Origin of the sequence: Streptomyces sp. NPDC102279 (assembly GCF_044766365.1) — a bacterium.
Lineage (GTDB): Bacteria > Actinomycetota > Actinomycetes > Streptomycetales > Streptomycetaceae > Streptomyces.
The window spans coordinates 1-21,199 of the sequence record NZ_JBIWLU010000018.1 but is presented as its reverse complement, the minus strand read 5'-3'; the positions used below and the strand labels follow the sequence as shown (position 1 = coordinate 21,199).

The window sequence follows — 21,199 nt, the reverse complement described above, 5'->3', positions numbered from 1 at the left end:
TGCCACCCTGGACCCATGCCCGAAGGAGACACCGTCTGGCAGGCCGCGAGGCGGCTGCATGGGGCCCTCGCGGGCAAGGTGCTGACCCGATCCGATCTACGGGTCCCGCAGTTCGCCACAGCCGACCTCACCGGTCGCACCGTCCTGGACGTCACCCCGCGCGGCAAGCACCTGCTCACCCGGATCGAAGGCGACCTGACGCTCCACTCGCACCTGCGGATGGACGGTTCCTGGAAGGTGTTCGAGCCGGGCCGGCGCTGGAGTGGTGGGCCGGCCCACCAGATCCGGGCCATCCTCGGCACGGCGGACCGCACCGCGGTCGGATACCGCCTCCCCGTCCTGGAACTGCTCCGCACCACGGACGAGGACCGCGCGGTCGGGCATCTCGGCCCCGACCTCCTGGGCCCGGACTGGGACCCGGACAAGGCCCTGGAGAACCTCTTCCGCGACCCGGACCGAGCCCTCGGCGAAGCCCTCCTCGACCAGCGGAATCTCGCCGGGATCGGCAACGTCTACAAGAGCGAGCTGTGCTTCCTGCTCGGCGTCACCCCGTGGCTTCCGGTCGGCGCCCTGCCTTCGGGTCTGGCCACCCGGCTGCCCGACCTGGCGAAGAAGCTGCTGGAGTTCAACCGCGACCGCCCGGCCCGCATCACCACGGGCCGCAGCGACCAGCACCTGTACGTGTACGGCCGCGCTCCACGCCCCTGCCTGCGCTGCGGAACACCGGTCCGCGTCGCCGACCAGGGCGACGGATCCCGCGAACGCCCCACGTACTGGTGCCCCCGCTGCCAGACGGGCCCCACGCCGCCGTCGGGCGGGCGCCGAGCCGTACATCAACCTCGCACGACTAATTGACGGACCGTCAGAAACGCTCGTACCGTCGCTTCATGGCCCTCCCCGCGTACGACCTCACCGGACGCACCGCCTTCGTCACCGGCGCGGCGAGCGGCATCGGCCGCGCGTCCGCACTGCTGCTCGCGGAGGCGGGCGCCGTCGTCCACTGCGCGGACCGCGACGCGCAGGGCCTGCACGAGACGGCGACCCTGATCAAGGACCAGCGCGGCACGGCCCACACGCATCACATCGACGTCGCCGACCGCGCCCAGGTCCAGCAGGCCGTCGCATCGTGCGACCGCGTCGACATCATGGCCGCGGTCGCCGGCATCATGCACAGCAGTCCCGTCCTGGAGACCAGGGACGAGGATCTCGACCGGGTGCTGAGCGTCAACTTCAGGGGCGTGCTGCACGCTTGTCAGGAGGCTGCCCACGCAATGATCGCGAAGGGCGTCCGGGGCAGCATCGTCACGATGGCGTCGGGCGCGATCGACACCGGCGGCCCGGGCCTGTTCTGCTACAGCGTGTCGAAGGCGGCCGTCGTCCAGCTGACGAAGACGCTCGCCACGGAGGTCGGTCCGCACGGGATCCGTGTCAACGCGGTCGCGCCCGGCTGGATCCGAACGCCCATGACCGACCACCACGGCGAGAAGCAGGCGCACACCGAGGCGTTCATGGCCCGGCTGTCACCGCTGGGCCGCGTCGGGGAGCCCGAGGACATCGCCCACGCCGTGCTGCACCTGGCCTCGGACGCATCGGGGTTCACCACGGGCCAGATCCTCCGCCCCAACGGCGGCGTCGCGATGCCCTGGTAGCGCTCCCCCGCCTCGCCGCCCGAATCTCCCCACCAAGCTCGCCCCGATACCGATACCGATACCGATACCCGCACCCGCACCCGCAGGGACCGTATGTGCGCACCCGCAGGCACCGTATGCGCACCCGCAGGGACGGCACGCCCACCGAGCGGCGCCACGCATCGGCGAGCGGCCCCGCACGCCGTCCGACCCCACCGAGCCTCACACCGTCCAGCCGGCTACCGAAGCAGCGGCCCACCTCACCGCCCCGGCCGCCTACCCGACCCCAGGAGCCGGACCCTCCCCGTTCCCTCCACCGCTCGCCCGCCGGCGCCAGACCTCCCGCCAGTACGCCCACCACCGGTCGGAACCCATGGCGCCGGCCGCGCGGGACTTCGGCACGCAGTGGACCGGAAGCAGGCTCAGCCCCCATCCGCCCGCCGCTATCGTCCCTTCCAGCACCCCCGCGTCGGGGGCCAGAGCGAGCCGGAGCACGCTGCACCACCACAGCACGCCCAACACCAGAGCGGCCCCCCGGCGCACTATTCGCCCCGCCATGGCACCCTCCTCCGGCCCGGCACCGGGCCATCGACTCCATACACGCGACACGAGCGACCTGACCGGCGGCCGACGGGTGCGGCCGGTGGCGAAGCGCCGAGCCATCGGTCAGCCCTCAGCCGTTCTCCGCCTGGAACATCCAGTGGTGCTTCTCCAGGTCGGCCGTGATGCCGATGAAGATGTCCTGGCTCACCGGGTCCGGCTCACCGGTGGAGCCCACGCGTTCCCGCATCCGGGTGATCACCGCGCCGAGCGCGTCGACCAGGGACGCCACGGCGTCCTCGTCCTTGATCCAGCCGTCGGGGGTCGCGCCGATGCCGCTGCTCGTCGCCACCGTCGCGGCCCGTCCGTCCGGCGAGACGCCCAGCGTCGCGGCGCGCTCGGCGACGGTGTCGGAGTGCAGGCGCGCGGTGTCCACGACCTCGTCGAGCTGGAGGTGGACGGAGCGGAAGCGGGGCCCCACGACGTTCCAGTGCACCTGCTTCGCCACGAGGGAGAGGTCCACCAGGTCGACCAGGGCGCCCTGCAACGCCTCGGCGACGGTCTTCAGGTCCGCGTCGGACAGAGGGCTCTTCACGACGTACATCCACATCCTCCGATTCACGACGGGTCCGGCGGTCGGCCTCGCCCCGTCCCTCCACCATGAAGGGCGGGCCGAAGACCGGCAAATGGACCCATACCGGTCTCCCCTACCCGCTTCCGGGCAACGCGAAAGCCCCGGCCAGGCTCCTCCAGGTCTCCCTGGAGGACGCCCCGGCCGGGGCTTCCCATGTGCGTGACCGGCTCAGGGACGTGAGTCCGTGAGCGTCAGGCGGCGACGACGTCGACCGCCTCGGCAGGCGCCTTGATCGTGACCCGTTCCGGTGGCACACCGGTCACCGATACGGAATTGAGCATCGGGCGACGCACCGGTGCGGGCACCGGTTCGGTGGCCGCAGCCGACTGGGCCAGCTCGGCGAGAGCGAGCTCGTCGCTCACTTCCCGCATGAGCTCGGACATCCGTACGTCAAGCGCGTCGCAGATCGCGGAGAGCAGCTCGGAGGATGCCTCCTTCTGCCCCCGCTCCACCTCGGAGAGATAGCCGAGTGAGACTCGGGCGGACGAGGAGACTTCGCGCAGAGTACGGCCCTGGCGCTGGCGCTGCCGACGCAGCACGTCACCAAGCAGGCGACGGAGCAGAATCATCGGTGGCTCCCTCCTCGGACCGCGTAGCCGCATCCTTCACGCCCCACCGTACCGCCTTGCGCCGCGGCCGTGCGGGGAGCGATGTCGTGTTCACTCAGGGCTGCAAACATCAAAACCCCCCGTTCTGTTCCGTATCCTGTGCCCGCTCATTCCCGGTCTGTTCGCCCGCCAGCTCGCTCAGGAGCAGGGCGAGCACGCTGCGTACACTCTCCATACGGATTTCCGCCCGGCCACCGTTCAACCGCAGTGGCTCCACTTTCCCGCCACCAGGGGCAGGAAAAGTCGCGCCGGAGGGCCCCGCGACGGCCACGTACACCGTGCCGACCGGCTGACCGTCCTGAGGATCCGGGCCGGCGACGCCCGTGGTGGCGATCCCCCAGTCCGCGCCGAGCGCCCTGCGCACTCCGGCCGCCATCTGGGCCGCGACCTGCGGATCCACCGCCCCGCGCTCGGCCAGCAGAGTGGCGTCGACACCCAGCAGCTGATGCTTGAGCGGGGTGGCGTACGCGGTCACGGAGCCGCGGAACGCCTTCGAGGCACCCGGTACCGCCGTGAGCTCGGCCGCCACCAGGCCACCGGTGAGCGACTCGGCGACGGCGAGGGTCTCACCCCTCACCGTGAGTAGTCGCACCACCTCGGTGGCCGCGGACGTCACCGCGCGGTCTCCTCGGCGGCTGCCTGGCGTGCGGCGATGCCCTGCCTGCGCAGCACAACGGCCTGTCGCACATAGTCGAGTCCGGTGACCACCGTCAGGACGACCGCCACGGCCATCACCCAGAACCTCAGGGTGGCCAGCGCCCCCGTCAGCGCCAGGATGTACATCCCGACCGCCGTGCCCTGAGCCAGCGTCTTCAGCTTGCCGCCCCGGCTCGCCGGGATGACGCCGTACCGGATCACGACGAAGCGCAGCAGCGTGACGCCCAGCTCACGGCCGAGGATGACGACGGTCACCCACCAGGGCAGATCGCCGAGGCCCGACAGGCAGATGAGCGCCGCGCCCATGATCGCCTTGTCGGCGATGGGGTCGGCGATCTTCCCGAAGTCGGTGACAAGGTTGTAGGTCCGGGCCAGGTGACCGTCGAAGATGTCGGTGATCATGGCGACGGCGAACGCCGCCCAGGCCCAGGCGCGCATGGCGGGGTCGTACCCGCCGTCGGCCAGCATCAGGGCCACGAAGCCGGGCACGAGGACGAGCCGGATCATGGTCAGGATGTTGGCGATGTTCCACAGGCTGGCCTGGTCGACGGCCGCAGCGGTCAGCTTCCCGCCCCGCACCGGCTTGCCGTCGCCCGGAGCACCGGACGCGTCGGGGGCGCTCATAGCGCCTTTGGCGCTGGGGGAGCCGCCCGCCGCGGATGCCGGGACTCCGGTCATCTGGCCGCCTCCTCAGTCTCCATACACGCGAGCGCGCCGATCAGTGGCTCGGCCACCAGGTCGACACCTTCCGTACCGACCACCTTGGCCTCGACGATACGGCCGACGGTCAGACCTTCGCCGCTCGTGAACAGCACCTGCCCGTCCGTCTCGGGCGCCTGGTGCGCGGCGCGGCCGTACGCGCCGTCCTCGCCGTCGATCGACTCGACCAGGACGTGGACCGTCTCGCCGACGCGCTCCTCGGCGCGCTGGGCGACCAGTTCCTCGGCGAGTCGGGACACGCGCGCGAGGCGCTCGGCGACGACATCCTCGTCCAGCTTGTTCTCGAAGGTCGCCGCTTCGGTGCCGTCCTCGTCGGAGTAGCCGAAGACGCCGATCGCGTCGAGGCGGGCGCCCGTGAGGAAGCGCTCCAGCTCGGCGAGGTCGGCCTCGCTCTCGCCGGGGAACCCGACGATGAAGTTCGAGCGCACGCCGGCCTGCGGGGCCTTGGCGCGGATGGTGTCGAGCAGCTCCAGGAACCGGTCGGTGTCGCCGAAGCGGCGCATGGAGCGCAGCACGTCGGGCGCGGAGTGCTGGAAGGACAGGTCGAAGTAGGGCGCGACGTTCTCCGTCGACGTCAGGACGTCGATCAGGCCGGGGCGCATCTCGGCGGGCTGGAGGTAGCTGACCCGCACCCGCTCGATGCCGTCGATCTCGGCCAGCTCCGGCAGCATCGTCTCCAGGAGACGGATGTCACCGAGGTCCTTGCCGTACGAGGTGTTGTTCTCGGAGACCAGCATGACCTCCTTCACACCCTGCTCGGCGAGCCAGCGGGCTTCGTTCAGGACGTCGCTGGGGCGGCGCGAGATGAACGAGCCGCGGAAGGACGGGATGGCGCAGAAGGTGCAGCGGCGGTCGCAGCCGGAGGCGAGCTTCACCGAGGCGACCGGGGAGCCGTCCAGCCTGCGGCGCAGCGGAGCGCGGGGGCCGGAGACCGGGGCGACGCCCTCGGGCAGGTCGGTGGGGGCGCCGTGGCCGGGAAGGGCCACTTCCTCGCCGGCGGTCTGCCGCTCGGCGGGGCTGATCGGCAGCAGCTTGCGCCGGTCGCGCGGGGTGTGGGAGGCGTGGATGCCGCCGTTCAGGATGGTCTGCAGGCGGTCGGAGATGTCGGCGTAGTCGTCGAATCCGAGCACGCCGTCGGCCTCGGGGAGGGCTTCGGCGAGTTCCTTGCCGTACCGCTCGGCCATGCAGCCCACCGCCACGACGGCCTGGGTTCTGCCATGGCCCTTGAGGTCGTTGGCTTCGAGCAGGGCGTCGACGGAGTCCTTCTTGGCGGCTTCGACGAAGCCACAGGTGTTGACGACGGCGACATCCGCTTGCTCGGCGTCCTCCACGAGGTGCCAGCCGTCCGCCTCCAAGCGGCCTGCGAGCTCCTCCGAGTCCACCTCGTTACGGGCGCAGCCAAGGGTGACGAGTGCGACGGTACGGCGTTCAGGCATGGGCTCAAGACTACTTTGTCTCTCCGACACCCCATGTCGACGGGGTTGGCCGATCTTGGCCAACCCCGTGGACTGCCTGTGTCTGCTGACCTCAGCCGACCTGGGGGTCGCCCTTCGTGTAGGTCAGACGCTCGACCGCACCCGGCCGGAAGTCGTCCTCGATCTTCTTGCCGTTGACGTAGAGCTGGATGGCTCCGGCGTCACCGAGGATGAGATTGATCTTGGAGCTGTCCTGGAAGGTCTTGGACTCGCCCTGGTTCAGCAGGCCGTCGAAGAGCATCCGGCCGTTGTGGTCCTTGGCGGAGATCCAGCTGCGTCCGTCCGGGGCACTGACCCGCACGGTCACCTTGTCCTGCGGGGCGGCCGCGATGGCGCTGTCGGACGGGTCCGGCTTCGGGTCGGCGGGCTTGCTGGCGTCCGCGCTGGGCGAGGCGGCCTTGCTGGCGGTGGGCGTGGAGCCCTCGGCGACCTGGGTCTTCGAGTCGTCACCGCTGTCGCCCCCCTTGACGACGGTGAACCCGACGAACCCGATCACCGCGACGATCGCGGCGACCATGGCGGCCGTCCAGTTCGGTCCGCGCCGCTCGGGACGGATGCGTTCCGCCTCGAAGAGCGGGGCGGCGGGCGTCGGCGCGGGACGTCCGCCGTGCTCGGCGTCGTACTGGGTGAGGAGCGGGACCGGATCGAGCTGGACGGCGCGAGCCAGCGTCCGGATGTGCCCGCGGGCGTAGACGTCGCCGCCGCACGGGGTGAAGTCGTCCTGTTCGATGGCGTGGATGATCGTGATGCGGACGCGGGTGGCGTTGCTGACGTCGTCGACGGTGAGGCCGGCGTCGATACGTGCCTGCTGGAGGGCACGGCCGATCGAGACCCGCTCGGCCGCACGGTCGTCTTCGAACGGACGCTCGTCTTCGGGGGTGTTGCCGTCAGGGGAGTTGCCGATGGACACGGGGGCGCCTTTCGAGCGTGTAGCCACCTGTGCTGGAGGTTCAGTCTAGGGGGGGTACGAAAGGGTGGGGCAACCGGGCGGTGGGACTTTGTACGCCATCAGAATGGCCGGTCATCCTGACGCCGGGACAGTTGGCGTCCCTTCGCTCAACTTGACGTGCGACGAAGGGAAACGGTTGCCCGTCGATCCCTTACGGGTGAGTCACGTTCGAATATCAGACTGGGGCTGAACGTGTCGTTCCGCCACCCGCGCGGCGAACCGCCCGACCTTCGGGCGTCCCGCCGTGCGGCCACCGTGCCCCGACCGGCTGTCCCGTCTTCCTCCGTCGAAGTGCCTATGCTCCTGCTTCCCCGCGAATCACGGCCAACACTCCGTCGAGCTCGTCGCCCTTCACGAGCACGTCCCGGGCCTTGGATCCCTCGGTCGGTCCGACGATGCCGCGCGACTCCATCAGGTCCATGAGCCGGCCGGCCTTGGCGAAGCCGACGCGCAGCTTGCGCTGGAGCATCGAGGTGGACCCGAACTGCGAGGTGACGACCAGTTCGGCCGCCGCGCACAGCAGGTCGAGGTCGTCGCCGATGTCCTCGTCGATCTCCTTCTTCTGCTTGGTGCCCACGGTGACGTCCTCGCGGAAGACGGGCGCCATCTGGTCCTTGCAGTGCTGCACGACGGCGGCGACCTCGTCCTCGGTGACGAAGGCGCCCTGCATACGCGTGGGCTTGTTGGCGCCCATCGGCAGGAAGAGCCCGTCGCCCTTGCCGATCAGCTTCTCGGCGCCGGGCTGGTCGAGGATGACGCGGGAGTCGGCGAGCGAGGACGTGGCGAAGGCGAGCCGGGAGGGCACGTTCGCCTTGATCAGACCGGTGACGACGTCGACCGACGGGCGCTGGGTGGCGAGCACCAGGTGGATGCCGGCCGCGCGGGCGAGCTGCGTGATGCGCACGATCGCGTCCTCGACGTCACGCGGGGCGACCATCATCAGGTCGGCGAGCTCGTCGACGATGACCAGGAGGTACGGGTACGGGGTCAGCTCACGCTCACTGCCCTCGGGCAGCTTGACCTTGCCGCTGCGGATGGCCGCGTTGAAGTCGTCGATGTGCCGGTAACCGAACGCGGCCAGATCGTCGTAGCGCAGGTCCATCTCGCGCACGACCCACTGGAGCGCCTCGGCCGCCCGCTTCGGGTTGGTGATGATCGGCGTGATCAGGTGCGGGATGCCCTCGTAGGCGGTCAGCTCGACGCGTTTGGGGTCGACCAGGACCATCCGTACGTCCTCGGGGGTCGCGCGGACCATGACCGAGGTGATGAGGCAGTTGATGCACGAGGACTTGCCGGAGCCGGTGGCACCGGCGACCAGCACGTGGGGCATCTTCGCGAGGTTGGCCATCACGTAGCCGCCCTCGACGTCCTTGCCGAGCGCGACGAGCATCGGGTGGTCGTCCTCGGCCGCGTCCGCGAGCCGCAGCACGTCGCCGAGGTTGACCATCTCGCGGTCGGTGTTGGGGATCTCGATGCCGACCGCGGACTTGCCGGGGATCGGGCTGATGATCCGCACGTCGGGACTGGCGACCGCGTACGCGATGTTCTTGGTCAGCGCCGTGATCCGCTCGACCTTCACGGCGGGGCCGAGCTCGACCTCGTAGCGCGTGACCGTCGGACCGCGCGTGAAGCCGGTGACGGCGGCGTCGACCTTGAACTCCCGGAAGACGTTCTGCAGGGAGGCGACCACCGCGTCGTTGGCGGCGCTGCGTGTCTTGCCGGGGCCGCCGCGCTCCAGGAGGTCGAGCGAGGGCAGCGAGTACGTGATGTCCCCGGAGAGCTGGAGCTGCTCCGCGCGCGGGGGCAGCGCGCGGGGCCCGTCGGGCGCGGCCTTGGTGAGGTCGGGCACGACGCCCTCGGAGGGCAGGGCCTCCTGCTTCGGCCGCTTGGCACCCGGTACCGGGCCCTTGGCCCGCGCGGCCGGCACCGGCGTGGTCTCCTCGTAGCCGTCGCGCTCCACGCTGACGCCCTGCGTCAGGTCGGCGACCAGCGGCGAGGGCGGCATCCCGTGCAGCACGGCACCGTCGAGCGCGGCGGCGGCCGCGGCGGCGACGTCCACGGCGTCCATCGGCCGGTTCATGTCGGGCTGCTGCGCGCCGGGCCGCCGGGGCCGGCTCCGTCGCTTGGTGAGCGCGTCCTGCTCGGCGTTGTCGGGGTCGTACGCGTCGGGGGCCTGCGGGCGTCTGCGGGAGCGCGCCGGGGTCGCCTCGCGCCACTGTTCGTCGTAGCGCTCGTCGTCCTCGCCGAACGCGTCCTCGTCGAAGTCGGCCTGGACGATACCGAGCTTCTGGCCGAGCAGGCGCAGCCGCTGCGGGATCGCGTTGACCGGGGTGGCCGTGACGACCAGCAGCCCGAAGATCGTGAGCAGCACGAGGAGCGGCACGGCGAGGACGTCGCCCATCGTGTACGTCAGCGGGGTGGAAGCACCCCAGCCGATGAGTCCGCCGGCGTCCCTTATCGCCTGCATGCCGTCGCTGCGCGCGGGCGACCCGCACGCGATGTGGACCTGCCCGAGCACACCGATCGCGAGGGCGGACAGACCGATGACGATGCGGCCGTTGGCCTCGGGCTGCTCGGGGTGGCGGATGAGCCGGGCCGCGATGACGCCGAGGAGTATCGGCACGAGCAGGTCGAGGCGCCCGAAGGCACCGGTGACGAGCATCTCGACGAGGTCGCCGACCGGGCCGCGCAGGTTGGACCAGGTTCCCGCCGCGACGATCAGCGCGACGCCGAGCAGCAGGAGCGCGACGCCGTCCTTGCGGTGGGCCGGGTCGAGGCCCTTGGCGCCCCGCCCTATGCCACGGAAGGTCGCTCCGACGGCATGGGCGATGCCCAGCCACAGGGCGCGCACCAGTCGGTACACGCCCGCGGTCGGGCTGGGCGCCGGCGCGGGAGCGGGCCTCTTGGCCGCGGTCCTCCTGGCAGGCGCCTTCTTGGCGGCTGCCTTTTTCGCGGGGGCCTTCTTCGCCGGAGCCTTCGTCGGAGCGGCCGCCTTCTTCGCGGGCGGCTTCTTGGCTGCGGACTGACGTGAGGCCATGTGTGTGAGGTTACCGGTGGAGACGACAGGGGACACGTGTGCCCACGGCTTCACCCGATCGTGTCGCCCTTGCCAGGGACCGGAACTGACGCGTCCTCATCCGGTTTCCCGCCCGGCCGCGCCGACGTCGACAACGTTTCCGCGTCGACGTCCCTTCAGCTCTGCGACGGGAGCGGGGGTGCGCTTCCGGTGCCCGGCTCCAGGGCGTCCAGCGCTCTGCGCAGCCCGGTCAGCTTGCGTTCGAGGTGGGCCGCGGTCGCCACGGCCGCCGCGTCCGCGGAGTCGTCGTCCAGTTGCTTGGACAGCGCCTCGGCCTGCTCCTCAACGGCCGCGAGCCGCGCGGACAGTTCGGCGAGGAGACCGGCGGGCTCCTTGGTGTCGCCGAGCGTCGCCCTGCCGCCACCGCCCTCCAACTGGAGCCGCAGCAGGGCTGCCTGCTCCCGGAGTTGGCAGTTCTTCATGTACAGCTCGACGAAGACCGAGACCTTCGCGCGCAGCACCCACGGGTCGAACGGCTTGGAGATGTAGTCCACAGCGCCCGCCGCGTACCCCCGGAAGGTGTGGTGGGGGCCGTGGTTGATGGCGGTGAGGAAGATGATCGGGATGTCCCGGGTCCGCTCCCGCCGCTTGATGTGCGCGGCGGTCTCGAAACCGTCCATGCCCGGCATCTGGACGTCCAGCAGAATGACCGCGAAGTCGTCCGTGAGCAGCGCCTTGAGCGCTTCCTCCCCGGACGATGCCCGCACCAGTGTCTGATCGAGCGCGGAGAGAATCGCCTCCAGCGCCAGCAGATTCTCCGGCCGGTCATCGACCAGGAGGATCTTGGCCTTCTGCACCATGGCCCGCCCTCCTCGCCCCGGCATGGGGCCTCCCCTGTCCGCAGGACTTGGGGTAGCACCGGGGGCCGCCCCAGAGGACGACTCCCTTACGTCGTCCGTCCTTGTGCCGGTCATGGTAGCCGCACCCCGCCTGTCGCCACACCCTGTCACCGTGATGTCACTGTGCACGTAGCAGAAACGTAGCGGGAGACCAGAAGGTTCCCCGAATCCCGTGCTTCTACACGGCTTCGGGCCAGGTCCGTTGTGCGACCTGCCGCACGAGGTGGAGCGGCCGCCGCGGCCGTGCCGCACGGTGAACCGGCCCTCCACACCGCGTCACCGGACGACCGCCCGCCCCACCCGGTGTCGCCCACGTCACCCCTCGCGCATCCACTGCTCCATCACGGAGAGCAGGTGATCGGGATCGACCGGCTTGGTCACGTAGTCGGAGGCCCCCGACTCGATCGCCTTCTCCCGGTCGCCCTTCATCGCCTTCGCCGTCAGGGCGATGATCGGCAGCCCCGCGAACTGCGGCATCCTGCGGATCGCCGTGGTCGTCGCGTAACCGTCCATCTCGGGCATCATGATGTCCATCAGAACGACCGTCACATCGTCGTGCTGCTCCAGCACCTCGATGCCCTCACGGCCGTTCTCCGCGTACAGCACCGACAGGCCGTGCTGCTCCAGGACGCTCGTCAGCGCGAACACGTTGCGGATGTCGTCGTCGACGATCAGGACCTTCTCCCCCTCGAAGCGGATGCCCCGGGGCGGCTGCGGTCCCGTCTCCGGAGCCGCCCACTGCTCCTGAGAGCCTCCCGCACCGCTCTCCGGCCGCCCGGGGGCGGCGGTGTGCTCCTCGGCCGCAGGAAGCGTCCTGCGGCGCCTCCTGAAGAGCGCGGCGGGTCCGTTCTGGGTCTCCTGGTACGACTTCACCTCGGCCGTCATCTCGACGCCCTGGCCGGCCAGCTCCGCCTCGGAGGCGAGCAGCTCCCCCGCCTCAAGCGCCGGGGCCATCTGCCCGTAGCCCTGCGGCGGCAGTTCGCTCGGGTACAGCGGCAGGTACAGCGTGAAGGTGGAACCGCGTCCCGGCTCGCTCTGCGCGTGGATCTCGCCGCCCAGCAGCCGCGCGATCTCCCGCGAGATGGAGAGGCCGAGGCCCGTGCCGCCGTACTTGCGGCTCGTCGTGCCGTCCGCCTGCTTGAAGGCCTCGAAGATCACCCGCATCTTGCTCGCGGCGATCCCGATACCGGTGTCGGTCACGGAGAACGCGATCAGGTCGCCGTCCGCTTCCCGCAGCGAGCCCGACTCCAGGAGCTGCTCCCGGATGGCCACCGGCACGTCCGCGCCGGCCGGCCGGATCACCAGCTCGACCGCCCCGGAGTCGGTGAACTTCACCGCGTTGGAGAGCAGGTTGCGCAGCACCTGGAGCAGCCGCTGTTCGTCCGTGTGCAGCGTGGCGGGCAGTTCCGGCGAGACCCGCACCGAGAAGTCGAGCCCCTTCTCCGCCGTCAGCGGGCGGAAGGTGGCCTCGACGTAGTCGACGAGCTGGACCAGCGCGATACGGGTCGGCGACACGTCCATCTTGCCCGCCTCGACCTTGGACAGGTCGAGGATGTCGTTGATCAGCTGGAGCAGGTCCGAGCCCGCGCCGTGGATCGTCTCGGCGAACTCGACCTGCTTGGGCGTCAGGTTCGTGTCCGCGTTGTCGGCGAGCAACTTGGCGAGGATCAGCAGGGAGTTGAGCGGCGTCCGCAGCTCGTGCGACATGTTCGCCAGGAACTCGCTCTTGTAGCGCATGGAGACGGCGAGCTGCTCGGCACGCTCCTCCAGGACCTGGCGGGCCTCCTCGATCTCGGTGTTCTTCACCTCGATGTCCCGGTTCTGCTGGGCCAGCAGCTCGGCCTTCTCCTCCAGCTCCATGTTCGAGTCCTGGAGCGCCTTCTGCCGGTTCTCCAACTCCGCCGAACGCTCGCGCAGTTGCTCGGTCAGCTCCTGCGACTGGCGGAGCAGCACCTCCGTCTTGGTGTTCACGGAGATGGTGTTGACGCTCGTCGCGATCATCTCGGCGATCTGGTTCAGGAAGTCCTTCTGGATCTGTGTGAACGGCGTGAACGACGCCAGCTCGATGACCCCGAGCACCGTCCCCTCGAACAGCACCGGAAGCACGATGACCTGGGCCGGAGGCGCCTCACCGAGCCCGGAGGAGATCTTCAGGTAGCCGCTCGGCGCGTTCTCCACCAGGATCGTGCGCTTCTCCTGGGCGGCCGTCCCGATGAGCGCCTCGCCGGGCCGGAACGACGTCGGCATGGAGCCCATCGAGTAGCCGTACGACCCGAGCATGCGCAGCTCGTACGCCTCCTCGTCCTCGGCGCCCGCGTCCTTGCCGTCGACCAGCGGCATGGAGAGGAAGAACGCGCCGTGCTGGGCCGAGACGACCGGTGTCAGCTCACTCATGATCAGGGAGGCCACGTCGGCGAGGTCGCGGCGGCCCTGCATCAGGGCGGAGATGCGGGCGAGGTTGCCCTTCAGCCAGTCCTGCTCCTTGTTCGCGATCGTGGTGTCGCGCAGGTTGGCGATCATCTTGTTGATGTAGTCCTGGAGTTCCTGGATCTCGCCGGACGCGTCCACGTCGATCTTCAGGTTCAGGTCACCGCGGGTCACCGCGGTCGCCACGCGCGCGATGGCACGTACCTGCCGCGTCAGGTTCCCGGCCATCTCGTTCACCGACTCGGTGAGGTCGCGCCAGGTGCCGTCGACGTCACGCACGCGTGCCTGGCCGCCCAACTGCCCCTCGGTGCCCACCTCGCGGGCCACCCGGGTGACCTCCTCGGCGAAGGACGACAACTGGTCGACCATCGTGTTGATGGTGGTCTTGAGCTCCAGGATCTCGCCGCGCGCGTCGATGTCGATCTTCTTGGTCAGGTCACCCTTCGCGATGGCCGTCGTGACCATCGCGATGTTGCGCACCTGGCCGGTCAGGTTGGACGCCATCCCGTTCACCGACTCGGTGAGGTCCTTCCACGTGCCGGACACGCCCGGTACGCGCGCCTGGCCGCCGAGGATGCCGTCCGTGCCCACCTCGCGGGCCACCCGGGTCACCTGGTCGGCGAACGAACTCAGCGTCTTCACCATGGTGTTGACGGTGTCGGCGAGCTGAGCGACCTCACCGCTCGCCTCGACCGTGACCTTCTTGGTGAGGTCGCCGTTGGCCACCGCGGTCGCGACCTGGGAGATGTTCCGCACCTGGTTGGTCAGGTTGTTGGCCATCACGTTGACGTTGTCGCTCAGGTCCTTCCAGATGCCGGTGACACCCGGCACCCGCGCCTGCCCGCCCAGGTTGCCGTCGGTGCCCACCTCGCGGGCCACCCGCGTCACCTGCTCGGCGAAGTTCGACAGCTGGTCCACCATCGTGTTGACGGTCGTGACCAGTTCGAGGATCTCGCCCTTGGCGTCGACGGTGATCTTCTTCGACAGGTCGCCCTTCGCGACCGCCGTCGTCACCTCGGCGATGTTGCGCACCTGGATGGTCAGGTTGTTGGCCATGAAGTTCACGGACTGGGTGAGGTCCTTCCAGGTGCCGGAGACACCCTGCACCTCGGCCTGCCCGCCCAGCATGCCCTCCGTGCCCACCTCGCGGGCCACCCGCGTCACCTGCTCGGCGAAGTTCGAGAGCTGGTCCACCATCGTGTTGAGGGTGTTCTTCAGTTCCAGGATCTCGCCGCGCGCGTCCACGTCGATCTTCTGCGACAGGTCACCCCGGGCCACCGCCGTCGCCACCTGCGCGATGTTGCGCACCTGGGCGGTGAGGTTGCCGGCCATGCCGTTCACGGAGTCGGTCAGGTCGCGCCAGACACCGGCGACGCCGGGCACCTGGGCCTGACCGCCGAGCCGGCCCTCCGTGCCCACCTCGCGCGCCACCCGCGTCACCTGGTCGGCGAACGCGGAGAGCTGGTCGACCATCGTGTTGATGGTGTTCTTCAGCTCCAGGATCTCGCCGCGCGCGTCCACGTCGATCTTCTGCGACAGGTCGCCCCGGGCCACCGCGGTGGTCACCTGCGCGATCTGGCGTACCTGCGAGGTCAGGTTCCCCGCCATGAAGTTGACGGAGTCGGTGAGTTCCTTCCACGTACCGGACACACCGTCCACCCGGGCCTGACCGCCGAGCCGGCCCTCCGTACCCACGTCCCGCGCCATCCGCGTCACCTGGTCGGCGAAGCTCGACAGCTGGTCCACCATCGTGTTCACGGTGTTCTTCAGCTGGAGCATCTCGCCGGACACGTCCACGGTGACCTTCTGCGACAGGTCACCGTTCGCGACCGCCGTCGTCACCTGCGCGATGTTGCGCACCTGACCCGTCAGGTTCTGGAACGCCGTGTTGACGGAGTCGGTGAGGTCCTTCCACGTACCGGCCACCCCCGGCACCTGCGCCTGGCCGCCCAGCTCACCCTCGACACCGACCTCGCGCGCCACCCGGGTGACCTCGACACCGAACGACGACAGCTGGTCGACCATCGTGTTGACGGTGTTCTTCAGCTCCAGCATCTCGCCGGCCACGTCCACGGTGACCTTCTGCGACAGGTCGCCGTTGGCCACCGCCGTCGTCACCGCGGCGATGTCGCGCACCTGCGTCGTCAGGTTCCGGAAGACCGTGTTGACCGAATCGGTCAGGTCCTTCCACGTGCCCGCCGCGCCCGGCACGTTCGCCTGACCGCCGAGCTGACCTCCGGCGCCGACCTCGTTGGCCACACGCGTGACCTCGTCGGCGAACGTCCGCAGAGTCTCGGTCATCTGGTTGATCGTCTCGGCGAGCTGCGCGACCTCGCCCCGCGCGGAGACGGTCACCTTCTGCGAGAGGTCACCGCTCGCGACGGCCGTCGTCACCTGCGCGATCCCGCGCACCTGGGCCGTCAGGTTGCCGGCCATCAGGTTCACCGAGTCGGTGAGGTCCTTCCAGACGCCGGCCACCCCGGGCACCTGCGCCTGGCCGCCCAGCTCGCCCTCGGTCCCCACCTCACGCGCGACACGCGTCACCTCGGAGGAGAACGACGAGAGCTGGTCGACCATCGTGTTGACGGTGTTCTTCAGCTCCAGCATCTCGCCGGCCACGTGAACGGTGACCTTCCGCGACAGGTCACCCTTGGCGACCGCCGTCGTCACCAGGGCGATGTCCCGCACCTGGGCCGTCAGCCGGTACGCCATCGTGTTGACCGAGTCCGTGAGGTCCTTCCACGAACCCGACATCCCGCGCACCCGGGCCTGCCCGCCCAGCTTGCCCTCGGTCCCCACCTCGCTGGCCACACGCGTGACCTCGTCGGTGAACGTCGACAGCTGGTCGACGAGGTTGTTGACCGTCCGTCCGACCTTCAGGAACTCGCCGCGCAGCGGATGCCCGTTCCCGTCGGCCGCCTGCGCGCGCAGATCCATCCGCGGCGACAGATCGCCCTCCGCGACCGCGGACAGCACCCGGCCGACCTCGGAGACGGGTCGTACGAGATCGTCGACCAGCGCGTTCGACGCGTCGATCGCGGCCGCCCAGGAGCCCTCACAGACCCCCGTCTCCAGCCGCTCCGTGAGCTTTCCCTCACGGCCCACCACCCGCCGCACCCGCGACAGCTCGCCGGTGAGATGCAGATTGCGGTCGGCCACCTCGTTGAAGACCGCCGCGATCTCGGACATCACCCCGTCGCCGGAGACCGTGAGCCGCTTGCGGAAGTTCCCGTCCCGCATCGAGACCAGGGCGGCCAGCATGCGGTTCAGCGCCGCCGTGTCCACCTCGGTCGTACCGGTGCGCGGTGTGCGCCCACTGCTCGGGGACTGTCCGCCTTTCGCGCGCGTCCTACCGCCCCGCGTCGCTGCGCCAGACTCCACTGTGTCCCTCCCGCAAGGGTCGACCATTACTGCTCGGCGTACTCGGGTACTGCTGCTCGGCGTGCAGAGGAGGCACTCGGTGTGCCCGGACCTACTCCGTGGAGCCTGCCCAGTGTTTCACCCCGGCTCAACCAGGCCATAACAGTTCGGCAGCTTCGCACATCGTCCGCACACCATCGGGCCTCGTCCGCACACCTGCGGAACCGGAGCCGACCCTGGTCGCGGACGGCCACACGCGCACGGCGGAACGGAAAGTCCCGGCCCTTCCGGACGGAAACACTGTCGACCGGCATCCGCATGGACGGCGAAGGTAAGTAACCTTGCATGCGGCTGTCCAGCCGTGCCGGACCTGTCCGGCCTGGGCGGTGGCACGAGCACGAGCGGGCAGGCATCGGAGGGGCACCGCACCATGACCACCGGACTGCATCCTGGAGAAGCGCCTCAGGATCCCCGGCCGACGGGGACCAACGCTCTTCCCACGCAGGAGCGGGGCGGCCACGCAGCCGTGCACGCCGACAACCGGACGAGGAGTTCTGTGATCACCGCGCGCGCGGCCGCCAGTTTCGAGCCGGTGGGACGCTCCGTCGCTACCGCCCGCTCCTTCGTCCGCGACACCCTCCAGGGCTGGGGATTCGCCGACATCGTGGACGACGCCGTCGTCCTGACCAGCGAACTGGTCACCAATGCCGTCGTGCACGCGGGCACCTCCGCCGACGTTCTGTGTCTGCGCAGCGACGACGGCGTACGCATCGAGGTGGCGGACCACTACCCCGAACGCGAGATCCCACTCCAGGGAGCGGCCATCAACATGGGCAGCCCCGACCGCGAGGGCGGACGCGGGCTCCAGCTGTGCGCGGCCCTCGCCGGCCGCTGGGGTGTCGAGTACACGCCCACCCACAAGCAGGTCTGGTTCCAGCTCGAACTCCCCGAGCGCGCGGTCGGCACCCGCGCCGCCGGCCCCGCCCTCCCCGCCCACCTCCTCCCCCTCGCCGACGGCCGCGTCCGCGTCGCGGTCGTCCAGATCGACCGCACCGGCGCCATCAACGCGTGGAACGAGGACGCCGAGGAACTCTTCGGGTACGCCGCCGAGCAGGTCACCGGCAAGCCGCTCACCGACCTCGCGGCCTGGCCGCACACCCCGGGCACCAGCACCGGCATCGTCGAGGCCCTCCAGCTCTCCCGCTGGGAGGGCACTTACGGCATCCGCTGCGCCGACGGCCGGGTCGCCCCCGTCTACGCCTCACACCTGCGGGTCCGGGACACGAGCGGCGAACCGTCGACGGTCTGCCTCCTCGTCCGCGACCACGAACGCGCCGTCCTGCAGACCCCGTTGCGCCTCGCCGCGGCGGACTCGGGCACCACCGCCGAGGGCCAGACCACCGACCCGTTCGAGATCTTCATCGGCTCGCCCGCCCCGGACGACCTCGACGGCCTCCTCCAGCGCACGGTGGAGCGCGCCCGCGACATGCTCGACGCCGACTCCGCGTTCCTGCTCCTCGCGACCGACGACGAGACGGAGTTGGAGGTACGCGCCTCGACGGGCCTGCCCTCCGCCCGGCAGCGCTTCGCCCGCGTCCCCGTCGAGGCGGGGCCCGGACGCTACGGCTCGGCCCGGATGCCCGCCGTCCACGAGGACCTGACGGTCGTCCCCGGCGCCGTCCCGCTCCTCGGCGGCACCGGCATGCGCTCGGTCGTCACCGTCCCGCTGAAGGTCGAGGGCCGCCTCACCGGCTCCCTCGGCGTCGCCGCCGAAGCCCCGGGCCGCTACTCCAACGAGGAGGCCCTGCGCCTCCAGTTCGCCGCCGACCGCATCGCCCTGGCCGTGGAGTCCGCCCGCCTCGGCGAACTGGAACGCCTGCGCCGCGGCTCCCTCTCGTTCCTCGTCGAGGCCTCCGACCTCCTCGCCGGCACCCTGGACCGCGACCAGACACTCGCCCTCATGGCCCAGATGACCGTCCCGACCCTCGCGACCTGGTGCGCGGTCTACACGATCGCCGACCAGGCCTCGGAGCCGTACCTCTCGTACGTGCTGCACGAGGACGAGGAACGCATCGACGGTCTCAAGGCACTGCTGTCGAAGATCGCCCCGCCGGACCCGGTGCCCACGCCGGGCGCCCGCGTCTGGTCGGCGCCCGCCGCCGCGGCCCACGAGGCCGCCCTGCGCACCTCCATGCGCAGCCTGGGCCTCGGCGAGAACGCCTCGGCGAACACCGGCATCGGCACGACCCTCGCCACGGCCTCGGCGGTCGGCGGCGAGACCGTCGTCCTCCCCCTGGTGGCCCGCAACCGCGTCATCGGGATGCTGACCCTCGGCAAGCCGTCGGACGAGCACTTCCGACAGGAGATCCTGGAACTGGCCGAGGACCTCTCCCGCCGAGCGGCCCTCGCCCTGGACAACGCGCGCCTGTACTCGGAGCGCACGGCCATCAGCCAGTCCCTCCAGCGCAGCCTCCTGCCCCCCGAGCTCCCCCACATCGAGAACGTCGAGGTCGAGGTCATCTACCGCGCGGCCGGCGAGGGCAACGAAGTCGGCGGCGACTTCTACGACCTCTTCCCCATCCGCGACGGCGCGTACGGCTTCGCCATCGGCGACGTCTGCGGTACGGGCCCGGAGGCGGCGGCGGTCACCGGCCTCGCCCGGCACGCCCTGCGCCTGCTGGCCCGCGAGGGCTACGGAGGGCCGGCCGTACTGGAGCGCCTGAACTCCGCGATCCTCGACGAGGGCGCCCGCAGCCGCTTCCTGACCCTCCTGTACGGCGAGCTGTGGCCCCAGGAGGACGGCAGCGCCGTCCTGAAGGTGGTCTGCGCCGGGCACCCGCTCCCGCTGCGTCTGCGCCAGGACGGCACGGTCGAACCGGCCGCCGAACCTCAGCCGCTCCTCGGCGTGATGGAGGACCTGGAGCTCTACGAGCAGACGGTCACCCTCGATCCGGGCGATGTCCTGCTCTGTGTCACGGACGGCGTCACCGAGCGCCGCGAGGGCACCCGCATGCTCGGTGACGACGGTCTCGCGGACGTCCTCACCACCTGCACGGGCCTGACGGCGGGTGCCGTCGCGGCACGCATCATGCGCGCGGTGGAGCGCTTCGCCTCGGACGCCCCCTCGGACGACATGGCGATTCTCGCGATGCGCGTTCCGGGCCTGCAGAACGACTAGTGACCGTCGGGGCCGGCCGGGAACGCCGGTCGGCCCCGGACATGCGAAAGGCCCCCGCCCACAAGGGCGGAGGCCTTTTCTGCTGGAGCCCCCCAACGGAATCGAACCGTTGACCTTCTCCTTACCATGGAGACGCTCTACCGACTGAGCTAGGGGGGCCTGCTGCCTCTGCGAAGTTTCCCTCGCGGCAACGAAATAGATCATACCCCGAAGACAACGGTGTTCCCAACCACCGGTGCGGAGATCAGAATGCGGGCTGGAGAAGTCCGCCGAGCGCGTTGCACGCGGAGACGATCCGCTGCATCTCCCGCTTGGTCAACGCCCCCTCCACCGGCAGGGAAAGAGTCTCGTCCGCGGCCCGCTCGGTCTCGGGAAGGTGCACGTCCCGACGGAACCCGGGCATGCGGTGCACCGGCGTCTTGACCGGGACCCGGCACTCAACTCCCCTGGCCCGCACGGCTCGTGCGAAGGCGTCCCGGTCCGGCCGCCCGTTGCCGGGCACCCGCACCACGTACTGCTGGTAGGTGTGTCCGTCTCCGCCGTCCGGCGTCCGCACCCCGCTGAGCCGGCCGTCGAGGTAGGCGGCCCGTTCCCGGCGCTGCGCGATCTCGTCGTACGGCGCGGCGACCTCTCCCTGTTCCAGCACCAACAGCCCGTGCTGTCGGCCGAGTTCGTGCAGCCGCGGCAGGTCGGCGGTCCGTCCGAAGCGGTGCACGACGATGACAGCCGCGGACCGGGGCGTTATGACGGCGTCGACCGCGAGCGGGTCGAGGCAGTAGGTCGCCGGGTCTATGTCGGCGAAGACGACGGTGGCGCCGGCCTGGTTCACGGCCTCGGCGACGTCCACGTTCCCGAAGGCCGGGACGATGACCTCGTCACCGGCTCCGACGCCCGCGGCCCTGAGCATTGCAGCAGTACCCATGCTTGGGATGGTGGTCGCGCAACGTGAACTCCAAGTGACGCAAAACAAAAAAGAGCTGGTCCCCGAACCGAAGTTCGGGGACCAGCTCTCCAATATTAGTTCGGCGGCGTCCTACTCTCCCACAGGGTCCCCCCTGCAGTACCATCGGCGCTGTGAGGCTTAGCTTCCGGGTTCGGAATGTAACCG

General features: G+C 70.2%; 14 protein-coding genes, 1 tRNA gene and 1 rRNA gene. 3 read left to right on the top strand and 13 right to left on the bottom strand.

Annotated elements, in window-relative coordinates; all coding sequences use genetic code 11:
- Positions 1–15 precede the first annotated feature (15 nt).
- Both ACIRQH_RS36300 and ACIRQH_RS36295 read left to right on the top strand, forming a co-directional pair.
- The gene (locus tag ACIRQH_RS36300) at positions 16–855 is read left to right on the top strand and encodes an Fpg/Nei family DNA glycosylase (protein WP_404229301.1); all 840 of its coding nucleotides are present in this window, start codon (positions 16–18) and stop codon (positions 853–855) included.
- Positions 856–887: 32 nt separating this feature from the next.
- Complete coding sequence (locus tag ACIRQH_RS36295; RefSeq protein WP_388867761.1) at positions 888–1,649, top strand: SDR family NAD(P)-dependent oxidoreductase; 762 nt, start codon at positions 888–890, stop codon at positions 1,647–1,649.
- A 255-nt stretch (positions 1,650–1,904) separates the two neighbouring features.
- Here the strand turns inward: ACIRQH_RS36295 and ACIRQH_RS36290 are convergent, their stop codons facing one another.
- From ACIRQH_RS36290 to ACIRQH_RS36245, 10 genes are all read right to left on the bottom strand, one after another.
- Entirely contained in the window at positions 1,905–2,186 is a 282-nt protein-coding gene (locus ACIRQH_RS36290; RefSeq protein ID WP_358819833.1) for a hypothetical protein, read from the bottom strand.
- A 115-nt stretch (positions 2,187–2,301) separates the two neighbouring features.
- Positions 2,302–2,772: a DNA starvation/stationary phase protection protein gene (locus ACIRQH_RS36285; protein ID WP_358819832.1), complete on the bottom strand. Its 471-nt coding sequence runs from the start codon at positions 2,770–2,772 to the stop codon at positions 2,302–2,304.
- Positions 2,773–2,993: 221 nt separating this feature from the next.
- Complete coding sequence (locus tag ACIRQH_RS36280; RefSeq protein ID WP_037620346.1) at positions 2,994–3,371, bottom strand: helix-turn-helix domain-containing protein; 378 nt, start codon at positions 3,369–3,371, stop codon at positions 2,994–2,996.
- Positions 3,372–3,480: 109 nt separating this feature from the next.
- Complete coding sequence (locus ACIRQH_RS36275; protein ID WP_388933354.1) at positions 3,481–4,026, bottom strand: CinA family protein; 546 nt, start codon at positions 4,024–4,026, stop codon at positions 3,481–3,483.
- Positions 4,023–4,745: a CDP-diacylglycerol--glycerol-3-phosphate 3-phosphatidyltransferase gene (gene pgsA, locus ACIRQH_RS36270; protein WP_388867768.1), complete on the bottom strand. Its 723-nt coding sequence runs from the start codon at positions 4,743–4,745 to the stop codon at positions 4,023–4,025. Before pgsA ends, ACIRQH_RS36275 begins: the two co-directional genes overlap by 4 nt.
- Complete coding sequence (gene rimO, locus ACIRQH_RS36265; RefSeq protein ID WP_404229295.1) at positions 4,742–6,223, bottom strand: 30S ribosomal protein S12 methylthiotransferase RimO; 1,482 nt, start codon at positions 6,221–6,223, stop codon at positions 4,742–4,744. Before rimO ends, pgsA begins: the two co-directional genes overlap by 4 nt.
- A 91-nt stretch (positions 6,224–6,314) precedes the next feature.
- Positions 6,315–7,172, bottom strand: a complete 858-nt coding sequence (locus ACIRQH_RS36260; protein WP_358819828.1) for a RodZ domain-containing protein — start codon at positions 7,170–7,172, stop codon at positions 6,315–6,317.
- Between the two features lie 334 nt (positions 7,173–7,506).
- The gene (locus ACIRQH_RS36255; protein WP_404229293.1) at positions 7,507–10,248 is read right to left on the bottom strand and encodes a DNA translocase FtsK; all 2,742 of its coding nucleotides are present in this window, start codon (positions 10,246–10,248) and stop codon (positions 7,507–7,509) included.
- A 155-nt stretch (positions 10,249–10,403) separates the two neighbouring features.
- The gene (locus ACIRQH_RS36250) at positions 10,404–11,087 is read right to left on the bottom strand and encodes a response regulator (RefSeq protein WP_358819826.1); all 684 of its coding nucleotides are present in this window, start codon (positions 11,085–11,087) and stop codon (positions 10,404–10,406) included.
- Positions 11,088–11,441: 354 nt separating this feature from the next.
- Positions 11,442–16,934 carry a HAMP domain-containing protein gene (locus ACIRQH_RS36245; RefSeq protein ID WP_388867776.1) on the bottom strand — a complete coding sequence of 1,831 codons (5,493 nt, stop codon included), beginning with the start codon at positions 16,932–16,934 and terminating at the stop codon, positions 11,442–11,444.
- Between the two features lie 409 nt (positions 16,935–17,343).
- Between ACIRQH_RS36245 and ACIRQH_RS36240 the strand changes: the two genes are divergently transcribed.
- The gene (locus ACIRQH_RS36240) at positions 17,344–20,091 is read left to right on the top strand and encodes a SpoIIE family protein phosphatase (protein WP_404229290.1); all 2,748 of its coding nucleotides are present in this window, start codon (positions 17,344–17,346) and stop codon (positions 20,089–20,091) included.
- A gap of 83 nt (positions 20,092–20,174) precedes the next feature.
- Here the strand turns inward: ACIRQH_RS36240 and ACIRQH_RS36235 are convergent.
- From ACIRQH_RS36235 to rrf, 3 genes are all read right to left on the bottom strand, one after another.
- A tRNA-Thr gene (locus ACIRQH_RS36235) sits at positions 20,175–20,250 on the bottom strand.
- Positions 20,251–20,335: 85 nt separating this feature from the next.
- Positions 20,336–20,998 (bottom strand): DegT/DnrJ/EryC1/StrS family aminotransferase, encoded by a 663-nt coding sequence (locus ACIRQH_RS36230; protein ID WP_404229448.1) that lies wholly within the window; start codon positions 20,996–20,998, stop codon positions 20,336–20,338.
- 113 nt (positions 20,999–21,111) lie between these two features.
- Positions 21,112–21,199 (bottom strand): 5S ribosomal RNA (rrf, locus tag ACIRQH_RS36225); the annotation flags it as partial.

Bases quoted from the DNA above. Each gene is read 5' to 3' on its own strand.
- ACIRQH_RS36290 (WP_358819833.1), bottom strand. From the start codon at position 2,186: ATGGCGGGGCGAATAGTGCGCCGGGGGGCCGCTCTGGTGTTGGGCGTG.
- pgsA (WP_388867768.1), bottom strand. From the start codon at position 4,745: ATGACCGGAGTCCCGGCATCCGCGGCGGGCGGCTCCCCCAGCGCCAAA.
- ACIRQH_RS36255 (WP_404229293.1), bottom strand. From the start codon at position 10,248: ATGGCCTCACGTCAGTCCGCAGCCAAGAAGCCGCCCGCGAAGAAGGCG.
- ACIRQH_RS36240 (WP_404229290.1), top strand. From the start codon at position 17,344: ATGACCACCGGACTGCATCCTGGAGAAGCGCCTCAGGATCCCCGGCCG.
- ACIRQH_RS36280 (WP_037620346.1), bottom strand. From the start codon at position 3,371: ATGATTCTGCTCCGTCGCCTGCTTGGTGACGTGCTGCGTCGGCAGCGC.
- ACIRQH_RS36300 (WP_404229301.1), top strand. From the start codon at position 16: ATGCCCGAAGGAGACACCGTCTGGCAGGCCGCGAGGCGGCTGCATGGG.
- ACIRQH_RS36295 (WP_388867761.1), top strand. From the start codon at position 888: ATGGCCCTCCCCGCGTACGACCTCACCGGACGCACCGCCTTCGTCACC.
- rimO (WP_404229295.1), bottom strand. From the start codon at position 6,223: ATGCCTGAACGCCGTACCGTCGCACTCGTCACCCTTGGCTGCGCCCGT.
- ACIRQH_RS36285 (WP_358819832.1), bottom strand. From the start codon at position 2,772: ATGTACGTCGTGAAGAGCCCTCTGTCCGACGCGGACCTGAAGACCGTC.
- ACIRQH_RS36250 (WP_358819826.1), bottom strand. From the start codon at position 11,087: ATGGTGCAGAAGGCCAAGATCCTCCTGGTCGATGACCGGCCGGAGAAT.
- ACIRQH_RS36230 (WP_404229448.1), bottom strand. From the start codon at position 20,998: ATGCTCAGGGCCGCGGGCGTCGGAGCCGGTGACGAGGTCATCGTCCCG.